The sequence below is a fragment of the Sphingopyxis sp. H053 genome, assembly GCF_001468225.1.
Lineage (GTDB): Bacteria > Pseudomonadota > Alphaproteobacteria > Sphingomonadales > Sphingomonadaceae > Sphingopyxis.
The window spans coordinates 304,260-318,830 of the sequence record NZ_LNRU01000005.1 but is presented as its reverse complement, the minus strand read 5'-3'; the positions used below and the strand labels follow the sequence as shown (position 1 = coordinate 318,830).

The window sequence follows — 14,571 nt, the reverse complement described above, 5'->3', positions numbered from 1 at the left end:
TTGTCCTTTTGGCTGCGGCTTAACCGTAGCGGCCAGTGATATAGTCCTTGGTGCGTTCCTGTTTCGGGTTGGTGAAGATGTCGGTCGTCTTGCCATATTCGACCAGCGTCCCGAGGTGGAAAAAGGCGGTGCGCTGCGACACGCGGGCCGCCTGCTGCATATTGTGCGTGACGATCACGATCGCATATTTGCCGCGCAGTTCGTGGATCAGCTCCTCGATCTTCGCGGTCGCGATCGGGTCGAGCGCCGAGCAGGGCTCGTCCATCAAAATGACTTCGGGATCGACCGCGATCGCGCGCGCGATGCACAGGCGCTGCTGCTGGCCGCCCGACAAGGCAGTGCCGCTTTCGGCGAGCCGGTCCTTGACCTCGTCCCACAGGCCGGCGCGCACCAGCGCGCGCTCGACGATGACGTCGAGGTCGGCCTTGTTCGGCGCGAGGCCGTGGATGCGCGGGCCATAACCGACATTGTCATAGATCGACTTGGGGAAGGGGTTCGGTTTCTGGAACACCATGCCGACGCGTGCGCGCAGCTGCACAACGTCCATCGACGGCGCATAGATATCCTCGCCGTCGAGCTCGATCTGGCCGGTCACTTTAGCGCTGGCGACGGTGTCGTTCATGCGGTTGAGCGAGCGCAGGAAGGTCGACTTGCCGCAGCCCGACGGGCCGATGAAGGCAGTGACGAGGTCGGTGCCGACGTCGATCGACACGTCGTTGATCGCCTGTTTCTCGCCATAGAAGACGTTGACGCCGTGCGCCTTCATCTTGGGGTCGGCGATGGTAAGATCGTCTTGGGTCATGGGGGTCACCAGCGTTTTTCGAATTTGTTGCGAAGATAGATCGCAAAGGCGTTCATCGACAGCAGCACGATAAGCAGCACGATGATCGCGGCGGAGGTTTTCTCGACAAAGCCCCGGTCGACTTCGTCCGACCAGAGGAAGATCTGCATCGGCAGCAAGGTCGACGGCGAGCAGATGCCGCCCGGAACGTCGCCGATAAAGGCGCGCATGCCGACGAGGAGCAAAGGCGCGGTCTCGCCCAGCGCGCGCGCCATGCCGATGATCGTGCCGGTGAGGATGCCGGGCAGCGCAAGCGGCAGGACATGGTGGAACACCACCTGCACGGGGCTCGCGCCGACGCCCAATGCGGCATCGCGGATCGACGGCGGCACCGACTTGATCGCGTTGCGGCTGGCGATCACGATCACCGGCATCGTCATCAGCGCGAGCGTCAGCCCGCCGACGAGCGGGCTCGCCTGGCAGAGGCCGAACCAGTTGATGAACACCGCGAGCGCGAGCAGGCCGAAGATGATCGAGGGCACCGCGGCGAGGTTGTTGATCGACACTTCGATGAGGTCGGTCCAGCGGTTCTTCGGCGCATATTCTTCCAGATAGAGCGCCGCGAGCACCCCGGTCGGGAAGGCGATGAGGAAGGCGATGAAGATCGTCAGCACCGAGCCCTTGAGCGCGCCCCAGATGCCCGCGACCGCGGGGTCGGTGGCGTCGGCATTCTTGAAGAAGGGCCAGTGGATCCCGGTCGACAGCTTGCCGTCCTTCTCCAGCGCATCGACCTTTGCGCCGAGCGCGCCCTTGGCGCCTTCCTTGGCGGCGATATCGACTTCGGACGCGGCGGGCAGTTCGAACACCGTCTTGCCGCCCAGCAATTCGGGATCGTCCTTGATCGCGCTGCGCACTTCCTTCCATGCATTTTCGGAAATCAGCTTCGATCCATCCGGCCCGAGCGCCTCGTCGGCGGCAAAGGCGACGATGTCGGCGAGCCCGGCGTTCGCGATCACTTGGTCGGCGTCGGCATCGCCGAGGCGCGAGGTGTCGATCGTCAGCGGCATCGCCTTGAAATCGACGGGCACCGCGACATGCGTATACATGAAGCCGCGCGCGCCGTTGCCGACCATCACGAAGAGCAGGAAAGCGAGGAAAGCGCCCGAGAGCAGCACCGCGCCCAGCCCCATCAGCTTGAAGCGGCGTTCGGCGGCGTAGCGCTTCGCGATGCGGGACTGCATCACGGCGCCTTTCCAGTCGGTGGGGGCGGTTTGCCTATTCATAAGCTTCACGATATCTTTTGACGATGCGCAGCGCGACGATGTTGAGCAGCAGCGTGACGATGAAGAGGACGAGCCCCAGCGCGAAGGCGGCGAGCGTTTTCGCGCTGTCGAACTCCTGATCGCCGGTGAGCAATTTCACGATCTGCGCGGTCACCGTGGTGACGCTGGCAAAGGGGTTGGCGGTCATGTTGGCCGACAGGCCCGCCGCCATCACCACGATCATCGTCTCGCCGATCGCGCGGCTGACCGCGAGCAATATGCCGCCCATCACGCCCGGAAGCGCGGCGGGGATCAGCACCTGACGGATCGTCTCGTTCGGCGTCGCGCCGAGCGCCAGCGAGCCATCGCGCATCGCCTGCGGCACCGCGTTGATGCTGTCGTCAGCCATCGAGGAGACGAAGGGGATGATCATCACGCCCATCACGATACCCGCGGCAAGCGCGCTTTCGGTCGAGGCGTTCGGAATGCCGAGCATCACCGCGAATTCGCGCAAGGCCGGCGCGACGGTCAGCGCGGCGAAATAGCCGTAGACGACGGTCGGCACGCCCGCGAGGATCTCGAGGCACGGCTTTACCCACTGGCGCACGCGCGGGGCGGCATATTGGGTGAGGTAGACCGCGGTCATCATCCCGATCGGGATCGCGACGATCATCGCGATGATCGCGCCGATCAGGATCGTACCCCAGAACAAGGGAATGCCGCCAAAGGTGTCGGGCTGCGGCGCCCCGCTCGTCGGCGCCCATTCGGTGCCGAACAGCAATTCGGCGGGCGAGACGAGGCGGAAGAAGCGGATCGATTCAAAGAGCAGCGAGAGCACGATGCCAAAGGTTGTGAGGATCGCGACGAGCGACGCGAGCAGCAGCACCAGCATCACGATCTTTTCGACCCGCGTCCGCGCGCGGAAATCGGGTTTGATCCGCGTGAAGGCATAAAGCCCGCCCGCGAGCGCCAGCGCGAGCATCGCGGCGATGCCGATCCACGCATATTTGTGGCTCGCATCGGCATAGGGTTTCACCAGCGGCGCCGCGGCGGGCAGCCGCACGTCGGCCTGCTGGCCCTGCGCCACGGCGCGCGCATCCGAAAGGATCGCCCCGCGCTCGAACCCGAACGACGGCAGCGATTGCGCAGCCTCGGTCGCGAGCACCTGATTGGTGATCAGCGCCGGCGAGACCGACGACCAGACGGCAAGAAACAGCGCCGCGGGGGCGAACAGCCACAGCGCGACATACCAGCCATGATATTGCGGGCGCGAATGGAGCTTCGCCCCCGCACGGCCGGCAAGCAGGTTCGACCGCGCGCGACCGGCGAGCCAGCCGATCAGCGCGAGACCCGCGATCAAAAGCAAAAGGGCGGCGGCGTTGAAGGTCACTTCTCAGTCCAAAAATTTCCGTTCGCATCGAGCATCCCATTTCCGCTCGTGTCGAGCGAAGTCGAGACACCCATCGGCAGTGCCGGACTTCGGGGCATCTCGACTTCGCTCGATGCGAACGGAGAGGCGGTGAAGCTCGACACGAACGGAGAGGGGGAGAGCCGTCTAATTGCGTTACTTCAGCTCGGCGCCGTTCAGCGCGGTCATGCCCTTGCCGTTCGCCGCGGCGGTGTCCGCGATCGCCTTCGGCGACACGATCAGGCCCTTGGCGTTCAGATACCCGCCTTCGCCAGCACCCTTCAGGAACTCGGCGACATATTCGGCGAGACCGGGGACGACGCCGACATGCGCCTTCTTCACATAGATGAAGAGCGGACGCGAACCGGGATAGCTGCCGTCGGCGATCGCCGCATAGGTCGGGGCGACGCCCTGCACCGGAACCGCCTTGATCTTGTCCTTGTTGGCATCGAGATAGCTGAAGCCGAAGATGCCGAGGCTCGTCGGGTTCTTGTCGAGCTTCGAGATGATGAGGTTATCATTCTCGCCCTGCTCGACATAATAAGGCGCGCCGCGCAGCGTGGTGCAGGTCGCCTCATGCTTTTCCTTGTCGCTGTCCTTCAGCGCCTTCATCTCCGCATTGGCGTCGCAGCCCTTGCCGAGGATCAGCTCCTTGAACGCGTCGTACGTGCCGCTGGTCGACGGCGGGCCAAAGACCGAGATCGCGACCGCGGGGAGCGCGGGGTTCACGTCCTTCCACGTCTTCGCGGTGTTCGGCTTGCCATAGGGGTTGGCGGCGAGCGCCTTGTAAACATCTTCTTCCGACAGCTTGAAGCCGGGGCCGCGCGACGCTTCGCCGAGGGCGATGCCGTCAATGCCGACCTGGATTTCGACGATGTCCTTGACGCCGTTCGCGGCGCAGGTGTCGAATTCCTTTTTCTTGATGCGGCGCGACGCGTTCGCGACGTCGGGGGTGTCGCCGCCGACACCCGAGCAGAAACGCTCGAAGCCGCCGCCGGTGCCGGTGCTGTCGATCTTGGGAGTCTTGTTGCCCGTCGCTTCGGCGAACTTTTCGCCGACCGCGGTGGCAAAGGGATAGACGGTCGACGAACCGACCGCACTGATATAATCGCGCGCACCGCCGCCCGAAGACGCCTGATCCTGACACGCGGAAAGCGCCAGCGCGCACGTCGCGGCACCAGCGACGCCAAGCAACCTGGGAGCGAATTTCTGCAGCATGAGATAATCCTGTGGTGGGGGTCGTTACCGATCCAAGCCACCACCCCCGCGGCGACTCGCTGAGGGCCATTTGGGGGAATTGTGTGACGTGTATGTGACAGGGAGTGTCATATAAGTGTCATGGTGGCGCTACTCTAGGAGGCAGTGAATTCAATGAAGTCTTGATTGTGTGCCCGAGGGCATTCAAAACCCCAAGCGTAGCGGCGGTGCTAGGGGAGGTTCTGTGTATATCAAGTCGATGACGGTCTCAGGGCTATTTGGGAAAAAAATGAGTCAGCGGCACGAGTTTGATAAGGACTTCGTGATCATTACAGGGCTGAACGGATCAGGCAAAACAACGATCCTCAAATTGCTATGGTATGTAGTGAGCGGAAATATCACGCAAGCTCTTCAAGAGATCGATTTTTCGTCAATAACTGTAGAAACGGATGTATACAAAATTAACCTCGTAAAAATTAGGGATGATACGTGCCGAGCCGAAATATCTGATTCAAGTGGAGAGTATATTCTAGAGGACCATCGTGGTGACGATGGCGATATAGATCTAGATGCTAGAGACGCGGTGCGAGACTATATAACCGACAAAGGTGGGTCTCTATTTTTCCCAACATTTCGCCGAATTGAAGGTGGGTTTTCTACGGAAAAGAAACGAGCGGGGTCGGCATTTGAGCAATCTCTTCTTTTTAACACTGCTCGATCAAAAAACGAGCTTCAAGAGGCTCTTCTCAAGATTTCCCGTGAACTTTCCAGTAAGAAGCATACATTCGTGACATCTATATCGACCGTAGATGTGTCAGAGCTTCTCCTCAACCAGTACACTGCAATGTCTGAGCTAGCAAATTCGACGCAACGGGAAATGTCTCAGGCAGTCGTCGATAATATCAGACAGTTCAATCAATCGACTTCTACGTCAGATGACGAGGAGCTGGTCCATCTTCGTAGGCTTCTTCAGGATACCGTTAATAAAATTGAGCACGCGGAGGCCGAGCGTGAGAAGATTCTCCTTCCGCTGCAGGCCGTTCAAGATTTGGCTACCAAGATATTTAGGCACTCAGGAATCAAGATTTCAAATAGAATTACGTTTGGACAAGCGGCGAATGCAATAAACTCGGATTCTCTTTCTGCTGGTGAAAAACAGATGCTGAGTTTTATATGTTACAATGCTTTCAATCAGAATTCTGTTGTTTTTATAGATGAACCCGAGCTTAGTTTGCATGTTGATTGGCAAAGGACTCTATTTCCTACATTGCAATCACAGGGGCAGTCCAATCAATTTATAATAGCAACTCACTCGCCGTTTATATATTCTAAGTTTCCTGATAAGGAAATCAAACTAGCTGATTTACGTGGCGATGAGCAGGTGGATCTGTGACGGGAAGTGTGACCGCCATTGAGGCAATCGCTACCATTGAAAGATCATCGCTTTTAACGGTGATATTGGAAGGGCAGGGAGATTATTTCACCTTCGCTCGGATCGAGGCAGAGCTTTCCGAGCAGGGAATCTCTTTTATGCCGCTTTGCGGAAGAGATTTGGTTTTAGAAGTAATTAGTTCGTTGTCGCCAGAGGCTCTGTCGAGATGTTTGGCGATAGTGGATTTAGATACGTGGGTTTATTCTAGGATTCCCGATGAGGTTATTGGAGACAACGTATTGTTTACGCTCGGATATTCTATAGAAAATGATGTAATATTAAACTCCGATTTATATAGCCTTATGACGGGTAATGAGAGAGCAAGTTTTTTGGCTGAGCTAAAGATTGTTGTGAATTGGTATGCAAGCGAGCTTGAAGACTCGCTCAACGGATTGGATACGCAACTTTCACGCCATCCGAATAATATTCTGCAATCTCATGCTGTGTGCGGACTGGCAAATCGAAAAAAATTTTGGGAAGATACCATAGGTTCTAAGTATGATCAGCTTCTAAGGGGGAAAACCCTGTTGGCATTACTCGTTAGGCAGCTTAGTTCTAAGAACAGAGCTTCACGATATAGCAAATCTAACTTGATGGAAATCGGCGTGCTGCAAGCCGTCGAATGGAGAGAAAGCGTTAAGCGGAGTTTAATGGATCGATTTTCCATGGTCGTTGCTGGGCGTTTGTGATGATCCTCATTACCGGCCACGTCATCATGACCCCCGAGCATCGCGAACGCATGATTGCGCTCGGCGCCGAGCATAGCGCGCGGTCGCGCGGCGAGGCGGGGTGTCTGGCGCATCATTGCCATGTCGATGTCGAGGATGCGATGCGGCTCGTCTTTGTCGAAGAGTGGGAGAGCATCGACGCGGTCCGCGCCCATTTCGCGGTGCCCGCATCCGCCGCTTTCGTCGCCGAAATGCGCGCGCTGTCGCCGCAGCGGCCGATGATCCGGATTTTTGCCGCCGAGGATATTACCGCGAAGCTGATGGGCTGACCTGATACTCCGCTCCCTTCAGGGAGGGGTTGGGGGAAGGTATGTTCCAGGAAGGCGGGACGGGTTGGTTTACAGGCCCTCCCCAAACCCCTCCCGCAAGCGGGAGGGGCTTAAAAAACCGCTGTCCTACAATATGTTGCCGTGCCACCATCGCTTGGACCTTTCCTTTGGGCGATGCGCGCGCCACGGCAATATGTGTCGGCGGGCGCCGTCGGCGCGGCGGCTTAAAGCCACAAAGGACACAAAATCGCATCGCGCATGCGGGGCTTTTGTGGCTTTAAGCGAGGCAGGGTGGCGTTTCGGGGAATGGCCGGGGGCATATGAGCGGGTTCGAATTCATCTTTTCGCTGTTCGGGCTGATCCTCGGCCTCGCGCTCGCCGAGGGCCTCGGCGGGCTGGCGAAGGCGCTGAAGGCCAGCCACCGCGTCCGCATCGGCTGGCCGACCGCGCTGCTCGGGCTGTTCGTGTCGGGCGACGTCGTCACCTTCTGGATGTACGGCTGGGCGATGCGCGACCTGTTGCCGCTGAGCTGGCCGGTGCTGTTCGGCGGCTTTATTGTCACCGCCACCTATTTCATCGCGGCGAGCCTGGTCTTTCCCGACGATGCCGAGGCGTGGGGCGACCTCGGCGCGCATTTCGACAAACATTATCGCAAGGTCCTCGGCGGCATCCTGTTCTGCAACGTCGCGCTGCTCGCCACTGTTGTGGTGCTTGCGAAATCGCCGCCCGTCGACCCGCGCAACATCGTGATCACCTGGAGCTTCTTCCCCGTCGCGCTGCTCGCGATCGCGGCAAAGGACCGGCGTATCGTGTGCGCCTGCCTGATCTGGCTGATCGCGCTCTACCCGCTCTCGGCGGTGTGGCACTGATTTACCGGGCGGCGGTGACCGCGGTGGTCTTGGCGACGACGCGCCATCCGGCGTCGGTGCGATAGAGCAGGAGCTGGTCGACGTAGCGGTCGCCGCCGAAATGCAGTTCATAGGTGACCGCGCTCATCGACGGCGTCGCGTCGCGGCGGTCGAGCACGCGCCCGGTCGCGGCGGGATCGGGGCGCGCCGCCCAGTCGCCGAGCACTTCGGCGAAGCGCTTGCAATCGACTGGCGCCGCCGCGCCGCCTTCGGCCAGCGTGCAGAATTGCCCGTCGGGCAGGAACAGCGCCTGCAGCCGCTCGACCCGCCCCGTGCGCAGCCCGTCGACATAGGCTTCGAGCGCGGCTTCGGGTGAGGAGGGCGCTGGCGCCGCCAATGCGGGTCCCGCCGTCAGCAGCGCCGCGATGAAGGAAAGGGCAAGGCGTACAGGATCGATAGGCATCGCATGAAGCTCCCGCCGCAAATCATGCGCGCAGCCTAGCCGCCTCTGCGCGGTTTCTCCAGCGGGAGTCGCGAAGAGAGGGGTCCCGAAATCTCGTTCGGGACCCCCATTCTTCGGTCCATTCAGTCGGTGGTCGGGGTGCTGCCGGCCGCGGGCGCGGCCGGGGCCGGCGCTTCGGCTGCGGGCGTCACCGCCGCGGCGGGCGTCACCACCGCAACGCTCGCCGCGGGGGCCAGCTGCGCGGTCGGGATGATCACCGCACCCGCCGGGATCGAATAGGCCAGCGCCTCGTTCGTCCGTGCCATCAGATGCTGGCCGTTCGGGATGATCGCCGATTTGCCGGTGACGAAGGCGCCGAACACGCCGACCGCGATTGCCGCGCCGATCGCGGCACCGGTGTTGCCCTCACCCTCCTGCCGGTGCATGCCCGCCAGCGGCAGGCGATGGCCGTTCGGCAGCGTCAGTTCGTTGAAGGTGACTTCCATCTTCGCCGACTTGCCGAACGCGCCCTTGCCGGTGCGCCAGGTCACGGTGCCCATGCCGCGCGTGCCCTTCGGGATCACGACGACGCCATTGTGCATCACGTCGAAGACGGTGTGCATCGGGATCGTGTGCCCTTCGCGCAACTTCTTGCTGTTCGCCTCGGCGTCGGGCGTCAGGATCACTTCGGTATAGGACGGCAGCATCAGCCCGGGCGCCGGCGCCGCGACGGCGAGCGCGGGTGCGGCGACAACCGCCGGAACCGCAGCCGGCGTGGCGGCAGGTTCGGCGACGGCGGCGGGCTCGGCCGTCACGGCCGGTGCCGCGGCTTCCTGCGCCTGAACCGAAATCGAAAGCATGGTAAAAGAGGCCGCAAAAGCGGCCGCGCCCCTCAGGTAATTCATCCATTTTCCCCCAAGCCGCAGAGTGCGGCCAAGGATTACTTGCAGGGCTGTCAGTGCCCTGTCAATCCAGTAGGAGTACGGCAATTACTTCAGTAACGGCGCCAGATACTGGCCGGTGAAGCTGCGCTTCTCCTTCACCACTTGCTCGGGCGTGCCCGCGGCGACGATTTCGCCGCCCTTGACCCCGCCCTCGGGGCCGAGGTCGAGGATATAGTCGGCGGTTTTGATGACGTCGAGATTATGCTCGATCACGATCACGCTGTTGCCCTGATCGACGAGCGCCTGGAGCACTTCGAGCAATTTGCGGACATCCTCGAAATGGAGGCCGGTGGTCGGTTCGTCGAGGATGTAGAGCGTCTGTCCGGTCGAGCGGCGCGACAATTCCTTGGCGAGCTTGACGCGCTGCGCCTCGCCCCCCGACAGCGTCGTCGCCTGTTGCCCGACCTTGATATAGCCCAGGCCCACGCGGACGAGCATCGCCATCTTTTCGCGGATCGAGGGCACCGCTTTGAAGAACTCCGCCGCGTCCTCGACCGTCATGTCGAGCACGTCGGCGATGCTGTGGCCCTTGAACTTCACCTCGAGCGTTTCGCGGTTGTAGCGTTTGCCGTGGCACGTCTCGCACGTCACATAGACGTCGGGCAGGAAGTGCATCTCGATCTTGATCAGGCCGTCGCCGGTGCAGGTCTCGCAGCGCCCGCCCTTGACGTTGAAGCTGAAGCGCCCGGGCTTGTAGCCGCGCGCCTGGCTTTCGGGCAGCCCTGCGAACCAGTCGCGGATGATCGTGAAGGCGCCGGTATATGTCGCGGGGTTCGAACGCGGGGTGCGGCCGATCGGCGACTGGTCGATGTCGATGACCTTGTCGCAATGCTCGAGCCCTTTCAGACTGTCGTGCGGCCCCGCGATCATCCGCGCGCCGTTGAGCACGCGCGCGGCGCTGGCATAGAGCGTGTCGATGATCAGGCTCGACTTGCCGCTGCCCGACAGGCCGGTGACGCAGGTGAAGGTGCCGAGCGGGATCTTCGCGGTGACATTCTGAAGATTGTTGGCGCGCGCGCCCTTGAGCACGAGGTCGAAGCCATTGCCCTTGCGGCGGTGCTTGGGCACTTCGATCTTCTTCGCACCGGTGAGGTAGGCCGCGGTGAGGCTCTTCGTGTTCGCGAGCACCTGTTCCAGCGTGCCCTCGGCGACGATCTCGCCGCCGTGCAGCCCCGCGCCGGGGCCCATGTCGACGACATAATCGGCGTGGCGGATCGCGTCCTCGTCATGCTCGACGACGATCACCGTATTGCCGAGGTCGCGGAGGCGCTTGAGCGTCGCGAGCAGGCGGTCGTTGTCGCGCTGGTGGAGGCCGATGCTCGGCTCGTCGAGGACGTAGAGCACGCCCGACAGCCCCGAACCGATCTGCGAGGCGAGGCGGATGCGCTGGCTTTCGCCGCCGCTGAGCGTGCCTGAGGTGCGGTTGAGGTTGAGGTAATCGAGCCCGACATTGTTGAGGAAGCCGAGCCGCTCGTTGATCTCTTTCAGGATCGCCTTGGCAATCTGTTTCTGCGTGTCGTTCAGCTTTTCGTCGAGCGTGCTGAACCAGCCGAGCGCGTCGGCGACGCTGCGCTGTGCCGACATGCTGATATCCTCGCCCGCGATCTTCACCGCGAGCGGTTCGGGGCGCAGGCGCGCGCCGTGGCACGTCTCGCACGGATGCGGCGCCTGATATTTGCTCAGCTCCTCGCGCATCCACGCGCTTTCGGTCTGAAGCAGGCGGCGGTTGAGGTTGCCGATCACGCCCTCGAACGCCTTATGCGTCGTGTAGCTGCGCTTGCCGTCCTTGAAAGTCAGCTCGACGGGTTTGCCGCCGCTGCCATAGAGGATGATCAGTTGCACCTCGCCGGGCAGGTCCTGCCACGGCGTCGTCAGGTCGAAGCCATAGGCTTTGCCGAGGCTTTCGAGCACCTGCATATAATAAGGCGAGGGCGGGTTCGATTTGGCCCACGGCACCACCGCGCCCTTTTTCAGGCTCAGCGCATGGTTCGGGACGACGAGATCGGGATCGAACTCCTGCCGCTCGCCGAGCCCGTCGCACGCGGGGCACGCGCCCTGCGGCGCGTTGAAGCTGAACAGCCGCGGTTCGATCTCGGCGATCGTGAAGCCCGACACGGGGCAGGCGAATTTTTCGGAAAAGATCAGCCGGTTCGCGGGGATGCCCGCGCCCTTCATCGCGCCGCCCGTATCTTCCTCCTCGCGCCCCGGAACCGGGCCATCGGCGAGGTCGACATAGGCGAGCCCTTCGGCGAGCTTCAATGCCGTCTCGAAACTGTCGGCGAGCCGCGTGCCGAGCCCCTCGCGCACCGCGATACGGTCGACGACAACTTCGATGTCATGCTTGTATTTCTTGTCTAGCGCCGGCGCCTCGCCGATTTCGTAGAATTCACCGTCGATGCGGACGCGCGTGAAGCCGTCCTTCTGCCACTGCGCGAGTTCCTTCTTATACTCGCCCTTGCGCCCGCGCACGACGGGGGCGAGCAGATAGGCGCGCGTTCCTTCGGGCAGCGCCATCACGCGGTCGACCATGTCGGTGACGGTCTGCGCCGAAATCGGCTCGCCGGTCGCCGGCGAATAGGGGATGCCGACGCGCGCCCACAGCAGGCGCATATAATCGTAGATTTCGGTGACCGTGGCGACGGTCGAGCGCGGGTTCCGGCTCGTCGTCTTCTGCTCGATGCTGATCGCCGGCGACAGCCCGTCGATATGCTCGACGTCGGGCTTTTGCATCATCTCGAGGAACTGGCGCGCGTAAGCCGACAGGCTCTCGACATAGCGCCGCTGGCCCTCGGCATAGATGGTGTCGAAAGCTAGCGACGATTTGCCGCTGCCCGACAGACCGGTGATGACGATCAGCGCGTCGCGCGGCAGGTCGACGTCGACGCCCTTGAGATTATGCTCGCGCGCGCCGCGTACGGAAATATGGGTGAGACTCATGGGGAGGGTTTGTTCCAGATTTGTTCTAAAGGCGCAAGTGCGGTTTTGCGCGGTTGCACGATAGATAGGGCGGCAAGAGCCGCACCGCAATGCGCGTGCGCTGACCAGCCTTTCCACCAACATCCCAAAGGCTTCGACCAAGCGTCGTGTCGCTTGCTTGACCGCTTGGCGTCACAGGCGGACAAGAATGACCATGTGCGCCGTCTCGACCCGACGGTGCAGGCAATCGGGAGACTGGGGAAATGAAGAGCTTTTTTTGGGGCGCCGCGGGAATGGCGATGGTAGCTGCGCTGGCCGCTGTACCGGCGGTGGCGAGCGAAGTGGGCGTCAATGCAACGCTATTGGTTGCGGCCGCTGAGGAGGGTGACGCTTCGTCGGCGGGATCGCTGAAGGCGCTGACCTTCGGCAAATGGGGTGTCGACCTCGACGCGCGCGATCCGTCGGTGAAGCCCGGCGACGATTTCGATCGCTACGCCAATGGCGGCTGGTTCGCGCGCACCGAAATCCCGTCGGATCAGGCGTCGGCGGGGGTGGACTATGATGTCTATAACCTGACCCAGCGTCAGCTCCGCGCGGTCGTTGCGGGCGCGCCCGCGGCGAGCCAGGTCGGCGGCCTGTATCAGAGCTTCATGGACGAGGCGCGCGTTGAAACGCTCGCCGCCAAGCCGCTGATGGCCGACATCGCCGCAGTCGCGGCGATCAAGGACAAGAGCGAGATGGCGCGCTTCATGGGCGGCACGCAGGGGACGTTCGGTTCGACGATCGTCAGCGGCGGGCCTTACGCGGACACCGCCGACCCAACCGTCAACGTGCTGTGGCTGGGGCAGGCGGGGATCGGCCTTCCCGAGCGCGACTATTATCTGAACGACAGCTTCAAGCCGCAGCGCGACGCCTACCGCGCCTATATCGCGCGGACGATGAAGATGGCGGGCAATGCCGACCCCGAAAAGGCGGCCGATGCGATCATGGCGTTCGAAACCGAGATCGCGAAGGTCAGCTGGGCGATCGCCGACCGCCGCGACATCGGTAAGATCAACAACCCGATGTCGGCAGAAGAACTCGCGGCCTATGCCCCGGGGCTCGACTGGAAGGCGTGGTTCGCGGGATCGGGCATCGCGCCGCAAAAGCGCATCATCGTCAATGAAAAGACCGCGGTGCGCGATATTGCCGCGCTCTATGCCAAGACGCCGCTCGACACGATCAAGCTGTGGCAGCAGTTCCATGTCGCCGACAATGCCGCGCCCTATCTGTCGAAGGCGTTCGTCGACAGCCGCTTCGAATATACCAAGGCGCTGAGCGGCGTCGGCGAGCTGCGTCCGCGCTGGAAGCGCGGGCTGACGTTGGTCGACGGCAGCCTCGGCGAACTGGTCGGCGAAACCTATTCGAAGCAATATTTCCCCGCGAGCGCGAAGGCGAAGATGGAGGTGCTCGTCACCAACCTGAAACTCGCAATGGGCGACCGCATCCGGAACAACAGCTGGATGGCGCCCGCGACGAAGGACGCCGCGCTGGCGAAGCTCGCGAAGATGGACGTCATGGTCGGTTATCCCGACAAATGGCGCGACTATTCGGGGCTGAAGATCGATCCGGCCGACCTATACGGCAATGTGAAGCGCAGCGCGGCGTTCGAATATGCCTATGCGCTGTCGGACCTCAACAAGCCGGTCGATCGCAAGAAATGGTCGATGAACCCGCAGGAAGTGAACGCCTATAATGGCGGGCTGGAGAACAAGATCGTCTTCCCGGCGGGTATCTTGCAGGCGCCGTACTTTAGCGAGAACGTCGACGATGCGGTCAACTATGGCGCGATCGGCGCCGTCATTGGCCATGAGATCACGCATGGCTTCGACGATCAGGGGCGTAAGATCGACGCCGAGGGCGCGGTGCGCGACTGGTGGACGCCCGAGGATGCGGCGCGTTTCGACGCCCAGGCCAAGGCGTTCGGCGCGCAATATGCGACTTATGAGGCGGCGCCGGGGTCGTTCATCAACCCAGAGCTGACGATGGGTGAGAATATCGCCGATCTGGCGGGGCTCGAGGTCGCCTATGACGCCTATCGCCGGTCGCTCGGGGGAAAGCCTGCGCCGGTGATCGACGGGCTGACCGGCGACCAGCGCTTCTTCCTCGCTTTCGCTCAGGCGTGGCGGACGAAGCAGCGCGAGGACGCGATCAAACAGCAGGTCGCGAGCGATCCGCACAGCCCCGCACGCTGGCGCATCATTGGACCTGTGCGCAACGTCGATGCGTGGTACAAGGCGTTCAGCGTCGCCGCGGGCGCTAAATATTATCTGAAGCCCGAGGAGCGCACGCGGATCTGGTAGTC

General features: G+C 62.0%; 12 protein-coding genes. 5 read left to right on the top strand and 7 right to left on the bottom strand.

Annotated elements, in window-relative coordinates:
- Positions 1-19: 19 nt before the first annotated feature.
- The 4 genes from pstB to ATE70_RS11840 form a co-directional block, all read right to left on the bottom strand.
- Positions 20-802 carry a phosphate ABC transporter ATP-binding protein PstB gene (gene pstB / locus ATE70_RS11855; protein ID WP_058538096.1) on the bottom strand — a complete coding sequence of 261 codons (783 nt, stop codon included), beginning with the start codon at positions 800-802 and terminating at the stop codon, positions 20-22.
- Positions 803-807: 5 nt separating this feature from the next.
- The gene (gene pstA / locus ATE70_RS11850) at positions 808-2,064 is read right to left on the bottom strand and encodes a phosphate ABC transporter permease PstA (RefSeq protein ID WP_058538095.1); all 1,257 of its coding nucleotides are present in this window, start codon (positions 2,062-2,064) and stop codon (positions 808-810) included.
- Positions 2,057-3,433: a phosphate ABC transporter permease subunit PstC gene (gene pstC / locus ATE70_RS11845; RefSeq protein ID WP_058538094.1), complete on the bottom strand. Its 1,377-nt coding sequence runs from the start codon at positions 3,431-3,433 to the stop codon at positions 2,057-2,059. The genes pstA and pstC overlap by 8 nt, the downstream gene beginning before the upstream one ends.
- A 174-nt stretch (positions 3,434-3,607) precedes the next feature.
- On the bottom strand, positions 3,608-4,669 hold the full coding sequence (locus ATE70_RS11840; protein ID WP_058538093.1) for a substrate-binding domain-containing protein: 1,062 nt from the start codon (positions 4,667-4,669) through the stop codon (positions 3,608-3,610).
- Positions 4,670-4,838: 169 nt separating this feature from the next.
- Between ATE70_RS11840 and ATE70_RS24280 the strand changes: the two genes are divergently transcribed.
- The 4 genes from ATE70_RS24280 (at position 4,839) to ATE70_RS11830 (ending at position 7,946) form a co-directional block, all read left to right on the top strand.
- Positions 4,839-6,041 (top strand): AAA family ATPase, encoded by a 1,203-nt coding sequence (locus ATE70_RS24280; protein WP_156419679.1) that lies wholly within the window; start codon positions 4,839-4,841, stop codon positions 6,039-6,041.
- An 8-nt stretch (positions 6,042-6,049) separates the two neighbouring features.
- Positions 6,050-6,769, top strand: a complete 720-nt coding sequence (locus ATE70_RS24860; protein WP_156419680.1) for a hypothetical protein — start codon at positions 6,050-6,052, stop codon at positions 6,767-6,769.
- The gene (locus tag ATE70_RS11835; protein ID WP_058538092.1) at positions 6,769-7,077 is read left to right on the top strand and encodes a putative quinol monooxygenase; all 309 of its coding nucleotides are present in this window, start codon (positions 6,769-6,771) and stop codon (positions 7,075-7,077) included. Before ATE70_RS24860 ends, ATE70_RS11835 begins: the two co-directional genes overlap by 1 nt.
- 320 nt (positions 7,078-7,397) lie before the next feature.
- Positions 7,398-7,946, top strand: a complete 549-nt coding sequence (locus ATE70_RS11830) for a hypothetical protein (RefSeq protein WP_058538091.1) — start codon at positions 7,398-7,400, stop codon at positions 7,944-7,946.
- Position 7,947: 1 nt separating this feature from the next.
- Here ATE70_RS11830 and ATE70_RS11825 read toward each other — a convergent pair whose 3' ends face one another.
- The 3 genes from ATE70_RS11825 to uvrA all read right to left on the bottom strand — a co-directional run bounded on the left by ATE70_RS11825 (position 7,948) and on the right by uvrA (position 12,248).
- Positions 7,948-8,388 (bottom strand): nuclear transport factor 2 family protein, encoded by a 441-nt coding sequence (locus tag ATE70_RS11825; protein WP_058799832.1) that lies wholly within the window; start codon positions 8,386-8,388, stop codon positions 7,948-7,950.
- Between the two features lie 122 nt (positions 8,389-8,510).
- Positions 8,511-9,227 carry a hypothetical protein gene (locus ATE70_RS11820; RefSeq protein ID WP_058814539.1) on the bottom strand — a complete coding sequence of 239 codons (717 nt, stop codon included), beginning with the start codon at positions 9,225-9,227 and terminating at the stop codon, positions 8,511-8,513.
- Between the two features lie 129 nt (positions 9,228-9,356).
- Positions 9,357-12,248 carry an excinuclease ABC subunit UvrA gene (gene uvrA, locus ATE70_RS11815; RefSeq protein WP_058538088.1) on the bottom strand — a complete coding sequence of 964 codons (2,892 nt, stop codon included), beginning with the start codon at positions 12,246-12,248 and terminating at the stop codon, positions 9,357-9,359.
- A gap of 242 nt (positions 12,249-12,490) precedes the next feature.
- On the opposite strand from uvrA, the gene ATE70_RS11810 reads away from it, so the two are divergent.
- Positions 12,491-14,569 carry a M13 family metallopeptidase gene (locus ATE70_RS11810; RefSeq protein WP_082639423.1) on the top strand — a complete coding sequence of 693 codons (2,079 nt, stop codon included), beginning with the start codon at positions 12,491-12,493 and terminating at the stop codon, positions 14,567-14,569.
- Positions 14,570-14,571 lie beyond the last annotated feature (2 nt).